Annotated in this window: 12 protein-coding genes; 2 read left to right on the forward strand and 10 right to left on the reverse strand. The window is 62.8% G+C overall.

The annotated features are described in order from the left end of the window. Window positions 1-220: 220 nt before the first annotated feature. Both KF712_04390 and KF712_04395 read left to right on the forward strand, forming a co-directional pair. Window positions 221-3,961 carry a lamin tail domain-containing protein gene (locus KF712_04390; protein MBX3740204.1) on the forward strand — a complete coding sequence of 1,247 codons (3,741 nt, stop codon included), beginning with the start codon at window positions 221-223 and terminating at the stop codon, window positions 3,959-3,961. A gap of 98 nt (window positions 3,962-4,059) precedes the next feature. After that, window positions 4,060-5,160 carry a hypothetical protein gene (locus KF712_04395; GenBank protein MBX3740205.1) on the forward strand — a complete coding sequence of 367 codons (1,101 nt, stop codon included), beginning with the start codon at window positions 4,060-4,062 and terminating at the stop codon, window positions 5,158-5,160. 21 nt (window positions 5,161-5,181) lie between these two features. Here the strand turns inward: KF712_04395 and KF712_04400 are convergent, their stop codons facing one another. The 10 genes from KF712_04400 to KF712_04445 form a co-directional block, all read right to left on the reverse strand. After that, a complete protein-coding gene (locus tag KF712_04400) occupies window positions 5,182-6,270 on the reverse strand; it encodes a hypothetical protein (protein MBX3740206.1) in 1,089 nt (362 codons plus the stop codon). Then, the gene (locus KF712_04405; GenBank protein ID MBX3740207.1) at window positions 6,242-6,850 is read right to left on the reverse strand and encodes a hypothetical protein; all 609 of its coding nucleotides are present in this window, start codon (window positions 6,848-6,850) and stop codon (window positions 6,242-6,244) included. Before KF712_04405 ends, KF712_04400 begins: the two co-directional genes overlap by 29 nt. Window positions 6,851-7,533: 683 nt before the next feature. Next, entirely contained in the window at window positions 7,534-7,701 is a 168-nt protein-coding gene (locus KF712_04410; protein MBX3740208.1) for a hypothetical protein, read from the reverse strand. A gap of 222 nt (window positions 7,702-7,923) precedes the next feature. Continuing rightward, window positions 7,924-8,556, reverse strand: coding sequence for a zeta toxin family protein (locus tag KF712_04415; GenBank protein ID MBX3740209.1), 633 nt, complete (start codon window positions 8,554-8,556; stop codon window positions 7,924-7,926). Between the two features lie 412 nt (window positions 8,557-8,968). Further along, window positions 8,969-9,736, reverse strand: coding sequence for a hypothetical protein (locus KF712_04420; GenBank protein MBX3740210.1), 768 nt, complete (start codon window positions 9,734-9,736; stop codon window positions 8,969-8,971). A 584-nt stretch (window positions 9,737-10,320) separates the two neighbouring features. Further along, a complete protein-coding gene (locus tag KF712_04425) occupies window positions 10,321-10,659 on the reverse strand; it encodes a hypothetical protein (protein ID MBX3740211.1) in 339 nt (112 codons plus the stop codon). 5 nt (window positions 10,660-10,664) lie between these two features. After that, on the reverse strand, window positions 10,665-11,459 hold the full coding sequence (locus KF712_04430; GenBank protein MBX3740212.1) for a hypothetical protein: 795 nt from the start codon (window positions 11,457-11,459) through the stop codon (window positions 10,665-10,667). 282 nt (window positions 11,460-11,741) lie between these two features. Continuing rightward, the gene (locus tag KF712_04435) at window positions 11,742-12,170 is read right to left on the reverse strand and encodes a hypothetical protein (protein ID MBX3740213.1); all 429 of its coding nucleotides are present in this window, start codon (window positions 12,168-12,170) and stop codon (window positions 11,742-11,744) included. A 133-nt stretch (window positions 12,171-12,303) separates the two neighbouring features. Beyond that, on the reverse strand, window positions 12,304-12,855 hold the full coding sequence (locus KF712_04440; protein ID MBX3740214.1) for a suppressor of fused domain protein: 552 nt from the start codon (window positions 12,853-12,855) through the stop codon (window positions 12,304-12,306). After that, complete coding sequence (locus KF712_04445; protein ID MBX3740215.1) at window positions 12,852-15,338, reverse strand: hypothetical protein; 2,487 nt, start codon at window positions 15,336-15,338, stop codon at window positions 12,852-12,854. Before KF712_04445 ends, KF712_04440 begins: the two co-directional genes overlap by 4 nt. Window positions 15,339-15,341 lie beyond the last annotated feature (3 nt).

Below are 15,341 nucleotides of genomic sequence, written 5' to 3' on the forward strand. Positions count from 1 at the left end.
GATTGGCTTTGGGTTGGATCAATCACCTCATGCTTTCCCGAGGTTTGTTTCCTTCCAATTCCATTCGATGCTCCTCTGGTCCGTGTTTTTGATCTTTTTATGACATGACCTGCCGCCACGACCTGCTGCCACGGTCGGAATAGTATGATTTCCGCTGTTTTCGATCCTTTCCCGTATTTGCTTTAAAAAGCGTCATCCATGTCCCGGTAATGCCGGAACCATGGCCAGAGGACACTTCATTTCCGGATGGATTCCGGTTTCCATATCTCCTGCGGGAAACGTGACGGGCGCGATGCTGGGGCTGCTGCTGGCGGCGCAGGCGGCGCGGGGCGAGATCGTCATCAACGAATTCCACCCGAAGCCGGAGGACGATCATGATCTGGAGGAGTTCGTGGAGCTGCACAACACGGGTGCGGCGGCGGTGGATGTGTCCGGATGGCGGCTGGCGAACGCGGTGACGTTCACGATCCCGGCGGGGACGAACATTTCCGCAGGAGGGTATCTGGTGGTGGCGATGAATCCGGCGGCGATCACGGCACGCTTCTCCGTGGGCGCGGTGGGGCCGTGGAGCGGGAAGCTGAACTCCACGGGGGAGATGATCGAGCTGCGCGATGCGGGCGGCGCGCTGAGGGACAGCGTGGGCTACAAGTTCGGCTTTCCATGGCCGAGCATGATCGACGGCGAGGGTGCGTCCGCGGAGCTGATCCACCCGGGGCTGGACAACTCCGAGGGGAGCGCGTGGCGGGCGTCCGGCGCACCGGCGGGGATGGGTGCATATGTGCCGGCAGCGCCGACGCCGGGGGCACGCAACAGCATTTACAAACCGCTGGAACAGACGCCTCCGGCGATCTCCCAGGTGTCCCACCAGCCGCTGCAGCCCGTGTCCGGCCAGCCGGTGACGGTGACGGCGACGGTGCAGGACCCGGATGGCGTGGGGCCGGTGACGCTGGAGTACCAGGTGGTGGAGCCGGGTTCCTACATCCGCATCTCCGACGCGGCGTATGCGACGGGCTGGGTGCCGGTGACGATGACGCACCAGGGCGGCGGGGTCCACAGCGTGGTGGTGCCGGGCACGGTGCAGGCGAACCGCAGGCTGGTGCGCTACCGCATCGTCTTCGAGGACACGCCGGGGAACCGTTCGCGCGCGCCCTTCGCGGATGACGCGCAGCCGAACTTCGCGTGGTATGTGTATGACGGTCTGCCGGAGTGGAAGGGGGCGCTGCGTCCGTCCACGGTCATCCCCGCGAACCCAACACCGCTGCAGACGTTCTCCCCGGCCACGCTGTCCTCCGTCCCGGTCTATACGCTCATCACGACGGGCACGGATGTACTAAACTCCCAGTACAACACGTCCTTCCGCGAGGTGAGGATGCGCGGGACGATGGTGGTGGACGGGGTGGTTTATGAAAACATCGAGTACCGGAACCGGGGGCAGTTCTCCACCTACCAGTCCGGAAAGAACAAGTGGCGGTTCTACTTCAACCCGGGGCGCGACCTGGCGGCGAAGAACCATTTCGGCGTGCCGTATGCGGAGACATGGGGCGGCTTTTCCGCGAACGCGAACGCGAGCCCGTGGGTGCCGGTGAACCGCGGGAGCGCGGGCATGGAGGAGGCGATGTCGCTGAAGGCGCACACGCTGGCGGGGGGACTGGCACCGCACACGCACTACTACCATTTCCGCGTGGTGAGGAACGCGGTGGAAACGCCCGCCGCGGGGACGATGGTGGGCGACCCGGTGTCCACGGGCGGCACCATCGACGGGCAATACGCGGGCGATTTCTGGGGCCTCTACCTGGCGGTGGAGAAGGTGGGCGGCGGATTCCTGGATGAACGCGGGCTGCCGGACGGGAACATCTACAAGATCGAGCTGAACGAGGGCGACCCGGAGACGGTGCTGCCCGGCTTCCCGCTGGATGCGAATGACTGGAAGGCGTTCCGCGACACGTCCAGCAAGACGATCCCGACGGCGGCGTGGTGGCGGGCGAACATGGACATGGAGAGCTACTACACGTTCCACTCGCTGAACCGCCTGCTGGGCAACATCGACCTGCGGCCGGGTGAGAACCACCTGTTCTACCACCGCTCCACGGACAACCGGTGGGTGCCCATCCCGTGGGACATGGACATGATGTTCATCGCGAAGACGCACAAGCCGGGCACGATCGACCAGCACCGGGCGGTGGTCTATCACCCGGAGCTGGCGCTGGAGTTCCGGAACCGGGCGCGGGAGATCCTGGACCTGCTGGCGTCCGACGCGGATCCGGCGGGCGGGCAGATGGGCCAACTGGTGGATGAGTACCGGCAGATCCTGGCACCACCGGGGACGACGGACAACTGGGCGAACGCGGACGCGGCGATGTGGAACCTGCACCCGCGGACGAAGGGGACGGTCGTGACGGCGACGGGGCTGGGCGGGACGAGCGGCTCCGAGAACCACCGGGGAAATTTCTTCCGCTCGCCGCTGGACTCCATCCATGACGGGGGGACGTGGACGCGCTGGCTGCGCGACCCGGCGTTCAGCGGCACGGCCGGATTCGACGACATGGCGAAGTACTTCCTGGACTACGCGACGGACACGTGGCCCGGGGGGAACTGGGCGGCGAACAACGGCAGGCAGCAGGGATACGGCTACCAGTATCTGCTGAAGGAGTCGCTGGACGCGGCGATCCCGTCGCGCCCGGTGATCACCTACACGGGGGAGCCGGGGCACCCGGTGGATGCTCTGCGTTTCACCTCATCCGCGTATGCGGGGACGAACGCACACGCGGAGACGCAGTGGAGGATCGCCCGCATTTCCGCGCCGGGGGTGGCGGGCTACACGGCGGCGGAGGGCAGGAAATACGAGGTCACCCCGTCCTGGACGGCGGCGGGCACGGGCATGGCTCTGGAGGCGCCGGTGTCCGCGGTGACGGTAGGGAAAACGTACCGCGTGAGGGTGAGGCACCGCGATACGACGGGCCGCTGGTCCCACTGGTCCGCACCGGCGCAACTGGTGGCGGGCAGCCCGGTGTCCACGCTGGTGCACTACTGGAACTTCAACCCGCAGGTGCTGGCGGATGCGCTGGCGCCAACGCACGGCACGGGTGGTTCCATCTCCACGACGCCGGGCGCGACGACGGCATTCCTGACGGACACGGGACAGGATTTCCAGGGCGCAAACGCGAAGGACCCGGACAGGGACGGCACGCCGGATGCGGCGGGACGGCACCTGCGGGTGAACAACCCCATCGGCTCGGCCGTGGTGTTCCGCCTGCCGACGACGGGCTACAAGGACGTGTCCGCGACGGTGGAGACGCGACGGTCCGGCTCCGGCGCGGGGACGCAGGCGTGGAGCTACACGGTGGACGGCACGACCTTTCTGCCGCTGCGGCAGGTGACGGTGCCGGACGGCACTCCGGTGGTGGTGGAGTTCGACCTGAGGCAGATCGACGGTGCGCGGGACAACGCGTTGTTCGCGCTGAAGGTGGAGTTCTCCGCAGGCACGGGCGGCGCGGGTGGGAACAACCGCTTCGACAACTTCGCGCTGGCGGGCATACCCCTCTCCCCCGCCCCGGGCGGCTACGCGGCGTGGGCGGCGATGGCTTTCACGGAGGAGGAACTGGGCGACCCGGCGGTGTCCGCGTGGGACCGGGATGCGGACGGGGATGGCAGGCCGAACTTCATGGAATACGCGCTGTGCACGCTGCCGAAACACGGCGACGCGCCGGGGATGGTGCTGGAGTGGTCCATGGACGGCCCCACCCGCAGGCCGGGGCTGGAGTTCACCCGCCCGCTGGACGCCACCGGCCTGACCTACGAGCTGATGTCGAGCGATGACCTGGTGGACTGGACGGTGGCGGCCACCTCACCGGTGTCCACGGTGAACCTGGCGGCGACGGCGCGCGTGCTGTTCCGCGATCCGGAGTCCGATGACAAGGCGGGCCGCCGCTTCCTGAGGCTGAGGGTGAGGTATGCGCCGTGATCTGACAGCAGCGCGGACGACGGTCCGCCCCGGAGAATCCGGACCTTGCAAAACCAAGCGGACTGAAGTCCGCGCTCCAATCTCCAATATCCAATCCCATGCGCCACATCCTGACCGCCGCCCTGCTTTCCGCCGCCATGCCATCCCATGCGTCCGCCGCGGTGCGGTTCAACGCGGAGTTCGAGCCGGGGAGCAAGTGGTTCACGGAGCCATGGTCCGCGGCGGCGCGTGCGGAGATGCAGGCGTTCCTGGATGACGTGGGCGCGTTGTTCGACTCGGACGCGGTGGTGCGCGTTTCCATCAATGACAATGAAACGGTGGGCTACGCGTCCGCAGGGTCCACGTGGTCCCAATACCACCGCCACGCGGAGACGGGCGGGCAGGTGTCCGCACCGGGGCTGTGGCTCATCATCGTGAAGGGCATCCACCGGCCCGGCGCGGCGTCCGATGTGACGCTGAGCTGGAATCTGGATGTGAACGCGACGCACTCCGGAAACTCCGCCGCGCTCATCTCCAACATCCGCGGGCTGGGCCGGCATGAGATGCACCACGCGTTCGGCGCGGCCAGCTCGCTGTTCCTGGATGCCGCATCGGACCCGCGCGGAAAGTGGGTCACGGCGCGGCTGGTGGACACGCTCTACCGCGACCAGAACGGGAACCCGGTGCTGGGCGCGCCGGACAGCCTGGGCATCAGCTACCGGGTGAACAGCTTCCCGCTGGCGGCTGGCTGGCAGAACGTGCGGAACCAGACGGGCCTTTATTTCGAAGCACGCGACCGCCATGGCCGGGTGGTGAAGATGCCGCCCATCAGCGGGCCGGGCGGCACGAACGGGTCCTACATCGACTTTTCCCACATCACGGGCATCGCCTACGCGAACGACCATCCGTCATGGACGCGCTATGAGACGACGGACCTGAATTTCCTGCGGGCGATGGGGTATCCGCTGGCGGTGGACGCGCCGCTGCGCGAACGGCTGGCCACGGTGACGGCCTATGATTTCTCCGGACCCACCGGCACTCTCACCTGCACCAGCCGGACCGGCCACCACTACCGCATGGCGACCTCCCGCGACCTGGTGCGGTGGAACATCCTCCCGGCGGGAAAGCCGGGCACGGGCGCGGCGCTCGCCTTCCCCCACCCCATCGACCGCAGCGCGAACCCGCGGTTGTTTTATCAGGTCGTGGAGATCCCGGAGTGAATGGGGGGCAGACGCCGCGTTTCACGCTGGCCCGCCCTCCCGGAAGTCCGCCTCCATGAGCGCCCCCAGGCGCGCGACATCCTCCAGCACGGCGTCCGTCAGCCGCGTGCCTTTCATCCCCGCCTCCGCCGTCATCTCAGTCCGCAGGCCGGACCGCCACAGCCATGGCGCCATCTCCTCCAGGAAATCCCGCTGCCGGATGGACGCCAGCGGACCGGACACCCCATCCGCTCCACCGGACCCGTCCAGCAGCATGATCATACGGCGGATGTAGTAGTACACCCACGGCCACGCCACCCAGCGGGGCGGGTGGGTCCCCTCCGGGAAACCGAGGAAGGCCATCCAGTCGTGCGTCCGCAGGCGGAAATGCTTTTCCCGTCCGTGCCTTCCGGACAGGATCATGCCGGACTGCTCCATCTCATTGAGCGTCCCCTGGACCGACTTGGAGAAATAACACGTGTCCCGCGCGATCTCCGCCGGGTGGCCGTGCCCGCGTGCCAGCAACCAGGCGAGGATCTCCGCCCGCGCGTTCACCCCCACAAAGGAACGGAGGGTCAGCAACAGGTTGGCCGGGCGGTCCGGCGGCGGTGGCACGCACGCGCCGCGGGGCTTCCACGGCGGACGCAGCAGCCCGTGTTTCGCGAAGCGCGGGTCCGTCTTCATCCCGGACAGTGGAGCGGCCGCCGCATTTCCGGAGTGGAAAAGCGGCTCCGGCTCCCCGGCTTCCTCACCTGCAGTTCCATCCAGTCCCCTCCACTTCCGCATCACCGCCTTTTCGGCCAGCACCTCCGCCAGGGCGGCCAGCACCCTGCCATCCTCCATCGCTCCGCCGGCGGTTCCCGGCATGGGGATGGCGGCACGCAGGCCCTTCAACCGCTGCACGTTGATCCGGGTGCCCTCCGCGTGCAGCCAGTCCAGCGCCATGTCCAGCAGGCGGGAATCATGTCTGCCGAGGGAAGTCGTCACCAGCAGCAACCCCTCCGGGTCCAGCATCGCATCACCGGCATACACACGGTTCCCCGGCACGCCCAGCGACGACCACTGCCGCCACAGCAGATCCAGCGTCCGCGCCAGCAGCTCCTCACCCGACTTTTGCAATGATGTCTTCATGGCTCAATATCCCCAACAGATGTGGCAACCGCTCCCGGTGCCCCAGCGTCGTCATGTTCTCCAGCACCCACCGCACCGCCTCCAGCGTTTCCGCCCTGTCCGGTGCCAGCGCCCGCAGGTCCTCCAGGTCGCGCTCCTCCTCACGGTTCAGCGCCGCATACACCTTCAGAAAGATCTGCCCGCGCCGCGAAATGTAGTCCACCGTCAGGTCCATGCCATACGGCCGCCGCTCCACATCCCGCCAGAACCACTCCGGCAGGTCACCCAGGCCGGGGAACACCAGCGACGCGTTTCCGTTCAACCACGTCTCCTGCAGATCCATCTCATGCGCCACATCCCGCGCCGCTTTCGCCAGTTCGGGGGGCATCGGGTAGGGCATCGGAGCGATCTCGTCCACTCCCTCCTCATGGATCACCCTCGCCAGCACATCCACGTCATTCGTCGGTCGGGAGATCACCCCCCGCGCCACCAAGGCGGACCCTCCGCACACCACCAGATGGTACGGGCCTTGCCGCCTTTGGGTCAGCAGACCGCCCACCAGCTTCAGCGCCGCCGTCAGCCGTTCTTCGCTCAGATTCATCGTTAGAGTATCGCAATACTATCCTTTATGGATGTTTATGCAATCTTTTATTATTTTCCAGCCTCATCCTCCGTTGCGTTGACGCAGAAAACCAAAATCCGCATCCCGCACCTCATCCGTCAGCAAGGGAAAATCCGTTAACCTGGTGAACCAACCCCGTTCGCCGCCGTCATTTCCTCCCCGGGCGACGAGGATGAACAGCGGTGCCCGCTGACACGGTGCCTAGGAGCGGAGCCGGACCGTCCTCCCGGCGGGAAAGCCGGGCACGGGCGCGGCGCTGTCATTCCCCCACCCCATCGACCGTAGCGCGAACCCGCGGTTGTTTTATCAGGTCGTGGAGATCCCGGAGTGAAGGGGGGCCATCACAGCCGCGGCAAGCGTCATGGGGAATGGCATGGCGGCGGCCTTTGGAGCAATGCCGTTAAGGATTGGCCTTTGGAGTGCCGCCACGGCTGACGACCGCCCGCGGGCTGGAGGAGGCAGCCCCAGGCGGAAGCGGAAACCCAAACCGCCATCGCCATGGACCGCCCCCAACGCCCGCGGACGGCCTTTCCTCCGCCGGGCGGCCGGTGATGAGCGGAAGTCCGCCAACGACAGGAGGAAAAGCTGTCACACCGGATCCCGCCGGATATGTCATCCTTCGGAAACAGGGTGCTTCATCATCCCAATACCGATTTGCACGGTCATCGTGACATGAAAAATACATATGCCGTGTTTTTTTTCCGCATCACCTCCGTCTCCGCCTGGCGGGAAGGTATCCGCCGGAACTGTTCCCGGGCGGCGGCGACGGCGATCCTCTCGATGCCGCCCGCCCCGGCGGCGTTGAAGGCGGCGGTGATGGCGCCCTCCATGACGCCGGAGGTCCATGCGAGGCGCAGCGCCTCCGCCTCCGTCTTTCCCGCGGAAATGGCCTCGTCATAGGCGGAGATGCCCTTCCGCGTGCCGAAGATGGCGGCGGCGGGAGAGACCTTCGCCGGGATAAATACTAGCTATCTAGTGGAAATGCGGGTATTCGGGGAAATGGCGTGCACCTTGGTAGGTGCCGTCCGGTTGCTCGGAAAAGCGGATGTCTCTCACCTCCCGCTCTCCTTCAGGATGCGCTGGAGTTCCGGGTCTTTTCCGGCGAGTCCGGAGAGGACTTCGCGGGAAAGGTCTTTTCTTCCGACTGCTCGCTGGAAGGCGTCGAGGACTGCTCCACGTGATGCGGTCCGAATGCGTTCAGAATCGCTTTCCTCGTAGCTTCGTGCCAAGCTTTCCGTTCTTCTGGCGTCAGTGACATGGCTGATGTGTTCATATGAGTATTTTCCTCCTTTGTCAATTTCATGCAATGAGAGTTTGGTTGCTTTCTCGCCTTGGGTGCCAGCATTCAACCAGTAACCGATCCTCACGTTTTCATTCCCCTCAAACCGCTTGGCGATTTCGATGATGCTTCTCTGCGCGTCGCGGTGGGCGGCGGGGAGATCTGCAAGAGGAAAAGAGCGTCCCTGTTGCCCGGCCCGATCAACAGCACCCTGCATGGCCAACTCAATCGGGCGTTGTACATAAACAATCTGTACTTCCCACCCGTTTTCGAGCGCTTTCTCGATGTTACGGATCGCCCAACCGGTTTCGCGGAGCGTCGCGTCATAGACCAGGTCCTGCGCCGCGATCACCTCGTCGTTGACGACCGAACTTTTCCCCGCCGCGATGCCTCCGGCGGTGAACATGAGCTTCCTCCTGTCTCCCCGGTTGTGGATCTCCCGCCACAGGCGGTCGCGTCCGTAGGCGCGTGCGCCCCCGGTGGTGATGGCGGTGTAACGCTCGCGGCCCTTCTAACTCCGGCAGCAGCTTTCGCGGCAGATCGTGCTGATGACCTTGCCTCCGTGGCTGGTTCAGTGACTTGGGGCTTCGTTTCCGCCCGTTTTTACGATTCGCAGATTGCTCCGAATCCCTCTGCTTTGCCTCTGAACTTTTCTCTTTCCAATTCACTATTGAATTCCAAAATGATGCTTCCCCCTTCGATAAGGTGTTCTACCTCAGCTTTCGCTCGGGAAAGTGATCTTTTTGAATGTTCCTTGATCGCCATGATAAGCGACACTGTCTGGATATTTCTGCTGAATGAAGTGATTTTGAGTGTTGTCATAGCCCTGTATCAATCGAAAGTGGTTTTGGAATGTGTCCCGGTTTGGCTCCGGTAGTGCGGCGACCTCCTTCGATAATGACTCTTTTCGCCCCTTGTTCACGTCCGAAATTCCGTGCTGCTTCCAGCGCTTCTTTCAATGTTCCCTTCCCCTCGATATGCACACCCCTCAAGATCAGCGTGTCGCCGTCTTGGATCATTTCAGCGACGATTCTCGCCTCTCCTGCATCCCCTTCGAACGAACTGACGACTACATTCTCGTCGCGCTCATGGATGGTGATCCGACCCTTTGATGCGTTGGTAGCGTTAGAATGATTGATCACTTCTGGCACCGGTGACGTTGCTGCGTCCTGATCCATTGGCTCTCCGGACGAAGGTCCGACCGGCTCCGAAAGCTTCGTCTCCCCTTCAATCACCCCTTTGCTCCCCCTCACATCCCTCACATCCCTCACCGCGTTCGCGCCGTGGACGGCGGAGGAGGGGGCGGAGGTGAAGGCGGTGACCAGGGCGGTGTCGTGGAGGCTTTTGAAGAACTCCCCGACGGTCATGTCCGGGTTCAGGCTCATCCGGACGAAGGCCGTGTCGAGCGCCTCGATGAGGACTTCCTCGCCGACCTCGCCGAGCGTGCCTCTGGCGAATTCCTTCGCCCCGGCGAGCCACGTGCTGGTGACGGACTGGCGCATGGTGTGCCGGAACAGCTCAGCCAGCCGATGAGGCACGGGCTGATGACCGGAGATCGCTTGCCCTCGAAGCCCAGCTTCGGCCACATGGCGTAGCCGTTCATGCCATCGCCCCGCGCCGCATCAGCGGCGTTGGGAAAGCGCCGTGATCAGCCCCATCGCTTCAAAAGTCCTATTGAGTTTCGTAAAATAGAGTGATGCTCGCAGGAGGAGGTGATTTCCCCGAAGCAGCGGAATCCCCGTGAGCGCGGGAGCGTCATGGAGTGCGGCGGTCCTCTGCCGCTTTCCAGCGGCGGGTGAGACCCTCCCAAAATGAAGAATCTCTCCGTGCTCCAGAGCCTGCCGCTCCTTTCCGCCGCATCCCGACAGTGACCTCCTCCCCCAAAGCGGCGTCATGCCGCCGCACTCCAAAAGCTGGCGCAACCATGGCATCTCCCGTGAGCGCGGTACGTCACTCTATTTTACGAAGATCAATAATATCCGGTTCCGCTTCTGTTTCCTATTCCGTCAAGATCCGCTCCCATTATAAAATAAAGAGACTTCGAGCGGACCGACCTGAAGGCTGATGATCCGACTGGAACGATACGCCGTTCCGGTCCCGGCATGATCCAACTCCGGCCAACGGAAACGGCGGATCTTCAATAGGCTACCATGGGATGAATGTGTGATTTTCATCTACTTTCTCCACTTGGAATCATATCTGTTCTAATTTCAATATTCAAGTCGCGGATTGCGTTCTCGGCTATTTCGATTAGCTCTGCCCCCAACGGATGAAGCGGATGTTTGGTGATGATCCTGATCAAGATTTCGCGATCTCTTGATGTGGGATATGTTTCCTGCATCTGCCCTTCTTCTACGAAGGCAAAGTAGGCGTTAAGTTTGGCCTGAAGAGCGATGAGATGTTCATATGGATCATTCCAATCCAACGAATCGAGGATATTAAGTACGACTTTTCCGGTTTCTGTATCGATGCCTATTGCATCCACTTGGTTTGTTGCTTCGAGACCCATTGCAATTATTTTTTGATAATTATGTCGACTTTCGTGGGGGGTATGATTGTTCCCCCCGGAAAGATGCCTTTGCCTTCGCCCGTGACAATGCCACCGTGAGTCTCAATTTCAGGATAAACAATTTTCTGATTCTTGGTAAGACGGGCTGAAGTTGATGCCTTGGCGTCGGTCAGCTTGATCTTCTTTTCTGGACTAAGGCCGACCGCGTCAACTCTGACCTTTTTGCCTGATGAACCATGAGACCTAATTGTGATTTGGATCTGGATGTCCGTTTGTCGCAGGTTCTCTGTGGTCAATAGCTCCTTTTCCCATGCATCGCCAGCCAATTTGTTTTTGGTGATGGTTTCCGACGACTGTTTTTTCTCCGCGGCTCCGTTGGCCATTTCGATGGTATTCTCCCCGGGCAAGGATCCACCCGGCTCTCCAACCCTCATCTCTCCGCTCCTCCCGTCATTCCCCATCACGTCCTTCATCACCCTCCTGCCATGGACGGCGGAGGAGGGGGCGGAGGTGAAGGCGGTGACCAGGGCGGTGTCGTGGAGGCTTTTGAAGAACTCCCCGACGGTCATGTCCGGGCGGAGGCTCATCCGGACGAAGGCCGTGTCGAGCGCCTCGATGAGGACTTCCTCGCCGACCTCGCCGAGCGTGCCTCTGGCGAATTCCTTTGCCCCGGCGAGCCACGTGCTGGTGACGGACTGGCGCATGGTGTGGCGGAACAGCTCCCGCGCGGAGCCGCTGGCGATGCCCTCGATGCCGCCCGCCCCGGCGGCGTTGAAGGCGGCGGTGATGGCCCCCTCCATGACACCGGAGGTCCATGCGAGGCGCAGCGCCTCCGCCTCCGTCTTTCCCGCGGAAATGGCCTCGTCATAGGTGGAGATGCCCTTCCGCGTGCCGAAGATGGCGGCGGCGGCGTCCAACCCGGCGGCAAAGGCGTGCGTTAGTCCAAAGAAAGAGGGCAACCCTCCATATGGAGGGTTGCCCTGATGATCCGGGAGCAGGGAGTGCCGTCAGTCTGGTTGTCCAGCGAGGTTCTGTTCACTATCTCCCCGCCTCGGACATCAGGACAATGAAGCGGCCCCCTTTTATTTCGCCTCTCTCTCCTTCAATGTTCGCTCCCATTCCTCGAGCAAAATAACACGAAGATTCTCATCGACGATGCCATCTTCGATAGTGCCTACCGGAACACCATCCAATTCCAATTCAAACGCGATTTCGTTCTCCTCAGAGAGAACCTGAAGTCTCTGGATGAACTCCTTGATCTCCTCCAGATTCCGGCGATCCAGCTCCGGCGGAAGCTGATGGGGTGTGAGAGCACTATATATGCTCAGATATCCCCCAAGGATCGTCAAACCATCCCAACTTTCATTCAGGAATACTGGCCGTGAAGCTGACCAGGAACGACTTCCGGACAACTCATCCACAAATCGTTCGATGACCGGCGTCAACGCGTCATCGTGATCCTGGGCGACAAAGAAGAGGAGCTTCTGAATTGGATAATCTGGATTGGGCATAAACTGTCACTTGGCTGGTGAATTTTTGGCGGGGTAGATTGGCAATTGGGATCCAACATTTCCAGGATTGGATCGGAATTCTCCCGGCGACCATCTGTGGGCCTAGACAGCAACTGCATTCACGGCTGCAATATCACACCAAACTTGATCTGGAGGGATCCCAGTAAGCAAGGTTGGCGTCTTCGAATTTTTCTTCCAAGGCTTCGATTCCCGCCGTCCTTTTGAAATCCACCTCCGATTTGGTAACGGGTATCAGCCAGTAAAACTTGATAGTGCTATCTTCGTATTCAAAATTCTCCAACGCAGGTCCATCGAGATAAGGTAAAGATATAAGCCCGAAGGAGCATATCGATGATTCCAGCCAGGGGCGCCCGAAATTGACTGTATGCCATAGATTGCACTGGATCTTATTGTGATGGAAGTGGGCCAAAGCGTGCAATATTTCAACTATGCTCTCGGATTGCTTTGGGCTAAAAATGTGTAATTCCATCTGACTTTCGTCAGATGGTGATGACATGCCGCAAGTAGCATACGTCCACATCTCGCGCCCAGCACGCGGCGGAAACAGCAGCACTCTGAATCCCGCTGGAAGCTCACGGACCGGACCTTTGTCGAACAGGCTTGATTCCGGATCACTCCGCCAATTATCGAGGTAATGTTGTTTGATGGCTTCAATCCTGTTCATAGGCCGTATTTTTTCTTCTGTTCTTGGGAATATCGAGCTTTTTCAGCACCTTGGGCATTTGATTCCGAACGCGGTTGTGGCGCCATACGACTTCGATCTTTTGCACTTCTCCGACGCTGTTCCGGAGTCATTGTGTAGCCGGGCGGTTCTCCGCTGGATGGATCACCATCGTAGTACCTTTCTACAAGTGAGGGCTGATGATCGGCGACTTCATTTGACCGGATGTTCAGCGCCTTGCGATCTGCCGAGGTAGGAGTAACGCCGTAGTGTTTTCGCCTACTGTAGGGTTCCGAGGGTTTCCCGATGATTGTATCATCACCCGCAACAGTGACAGAGCTATCGATGCCTGAAGAATCGGATATTTCCAACACACTGCCTATCTCCGCACCTCTTTCTCCGTTGTTCCCCGTCACATCCCTGACCGCGTTCGCGCCATGGACGGCGGAGGAGGGGGCGGAGGTGAAGGCGGTGACCAGGGCGGTGTTGTGGAGGCTTTTGAAGAACTCCCCGACGGTCATGTCCGGGCGGAGGCTCATCCGGACGAAGGCCGTGTCGAGCGCCTCGATGAGGACTTCCTCGCCCACCTCGCCGAGCGTGCCTTTGGCGAATTCCTTCGCCCCGGCGAGCCACGTGCTGGTGACGGACTGGCGCATGGTGTGGCGGAACAGCTCCCGCGCGGAGCCGCTGGCGATGCCCTCGATGCCGCCCGCCCCGGCGGCGTTGAAGGCGGCGGTGATGGCCCCCTCCATGACACCGGAGGTCCATGCGAGGCGCAGCGCCTCCGCCTCCGTCTTTCCGGCAGCGATGGCCTCGTCATAGGTGGAGATGCCCTTCCGTGTGCCGAAGATGGCGGAGGCGGGCGCGACCTTTGCCGCAGCGTTGAGGGCGAGGGTGAGGCGGGCGTGGTTCGCCACGGTGAAGGCGGGCACCAGCGGCGCGGTGAGGCCGGTGATGGCGACGGACTCCACCGCGCCCCAGGCCCCCTGGCCGTAGAGGCCGGCATCCAGGCCCAGGAAGGAGGTCTGCTCCCGGTGGTAGTTCCGGGACAGCTCGTTGAGCTGGAAGTTGGCGGCGCTGTTGTCCTTCAGCCGGCGTGACCTGCGCTCCGCCCAGGGGGTGCGGGAGTCCGGAGTGACCCAGCCCTCCACATGGCCCAGCAGATGGTACATGCCGCCGATGCTCTTGTCCCCGGCACCGTAGAACCCGCCCATGAACTGCTCCGGCACGCTGTCATTGAGGGCGGTGGTGATTTTCCAATAGTCCTCCGCGGACCTGACGCCCAGCGCGGCCGCCAGTTCCGGCATGTCGCGCATGACATTGGTGACGAGGTTTTCCACAAAGCGGGCGTGTCGCTGCGGCAGGCCGTCGGTGAGGGTGGCCTTTTCCAGCGGGGAAAGATGGTCCGCGTCCTCCACGGCCCGGCGCATGGCCTCCACGCCGCGGATGACCACCCGGTTGCGGAAATGCAGCGCGCCGAAGGCGTCCCGGGAGACGTCCTCCCGCTGGGCGTCCACCTGGTGGCGCACGACATCATCCAGGTCCTCCGCCGTGAGGCCGGAGTCCTCCGCCGCCTGGCTCATAAGGGAGCCATACATGGCGGTGAGCTGCGGTTGGCTCCAGGTGGGGTCGAAGACATTTCCCTTTCGTGCCAGGTCCACCAGCTTCTCCAGATTGGCGGCGTTCCGGCCTGGAATGCCGGTGGTGTGGAAATGATGGGACTTGTGCAAGCGGGCGATGAGGTCCGGCTGCCCATGACCGGGCGGGGTGGTGTCCGCCGGGCGTCGTAAGATGACGCCAGCGGGCAGGGCGTCGTGCCGGGCGGCCATGGTCAGACGCGCCAGCAGGTCCGGCGGATTGCCAGCCGCCTTTCGCTCCTCTGGGGAGAGGGCCTCCATGGCCCGGTCCCGTTTCATTTCCCGCAGGAAGTCCGCGTCGCTGTAGGCTCCGCTCCCGTTGTACATGAGCTGGGCCACCTGGAGGCGCAGGAGGTCCCGCTGGAGGGCATCCTCCGGGACGGGCGCACCGTCGAGGAAGACGCCCAGATAGGCGTCCACCAGCACACGCCCGCGCGCCTGCTCCACATCCACGCCGGGTGGCAGCGGGACATGCCGCCACGCATCCTTCCCGCCGTCCATGAGTTCCAGGATGCCGTGGATGGTGCGCTGGCCGTGCCCGGCCCAGCGCTCCGCGTTCATGCCGCGCTCCAGCTCCACGCGGTGCGTCTCCGCGTCCTTGAACGCCGCCACGTAGTCATCCGGCGGGGCATGGTGGTGCTGCGGGGACGTGCCTCCCTTCCGCACGGCGGCATCCGCTCCCAGGATGAATGGTGCCCCGCCCCGCGTGGCGGGGTGCTCCACCGGCAGGGCGCGTGGCGGGGAAAGAACTACTATTTCCGCAGTGGCGGGAGCCGTCGCACCCGTCTCAGGGAATTTGGCATCCGGCTCCGGATGCGCGGCGGGATCTGGGAAGAGGGTGTATGCCATGGT

This window comes from Akkermansiaceae bacterium, assembly GCA_019634595.1.
Lineage (GTDB): Bacteria > Verrucomicrobiota > Verrucomicrobiia > Verrucomicrobiales > Akkermansiaceae > Luteolibacter.

What these genes read in the sequence shown, in the direction of transcription:
- KF712_04445 (MBX3740215.1), bottom strand. Translation starts at nt 15,338, where the DNA reads ATGGCATACACCCTCTTCCCAGATCCCGCCGCGCATCCGGAGCCGGAT.
- KF712_04390 (MBX3740204.1), top strand. Translation starts at nt 221, where the DNA reads ATGGCCAGAGGACACTTCATTTCCGGATGGATTCCGGTTTCCATATCT.
- KF712_04410 (MBX3740208.1), bottom strand. Translation starts at nt 7,701, where the DNA reads ATGGAGGGCGCCATCACCGCCGCCTTCAACGCCGCCGGGGCGGGCGGC.
- KF712_04425 (MBX3740211.1), bottom strand. Translation starts at nt 10,659, where the DNA reads ATGGGTCTCGAAGCAACAAACCAAGTGGATGCAATAGGCATCGATACA.
- KF712_04415 (MBX3740209.1), bottom strand. Translation starts at nt 8,556, where the DNA reads ATGTTCACCGCCGGAGGCATCGCGGCGGGGAAAAGTTCGGTCGTCAAC.
- KF712_04405 (MBX3740207.1), bottom strand. Translation starts at nt 6,850, where the DNA reads ATGAATCTGAGCGAAGAACGGCTGACGGCGGCGCTGAAGCTGGTGGGC.
- KF712_04440 (MBX3740214.1), bottom strand. Translation starts at nt 12,855, where the DNA reads ATGAACAGGATTGAAGCCATCAAACAACATTACCTCGATAATTGGCGG.
- KF712_04430 (MBX3740212.1), bottom strand. Translation starts at nt 11,459, where the DNA reads ATGGAGGGGGCCATCACCGCCGCCTTCAACGCCGCCGGGGCGGGCGGC.
- KF712_04395 (MBX3740205.1), top strand. Translation starts at nt 4,060, where the DNA reads ATGCGCCACATCCTGACCGCCGCCCTGCTTTCCGCCGCCATGCCATCC.
- KF712_04435 (MBX3740213.1), bottom strand. Translation starts at nt 12,170, where the DNA reads ATGCCCAATCCAGATTATCCAATTCAGAAGCTCCTCTTCTTTGTCGCC.
- KF712_04400 (MBX3740206.1), bottom strand. Translation starts at nt 6,270, where the DNA reads ATGAAGACATCATTGCAAAAGTCGGGTGAGGAGCTGCTGGCGCGGACG.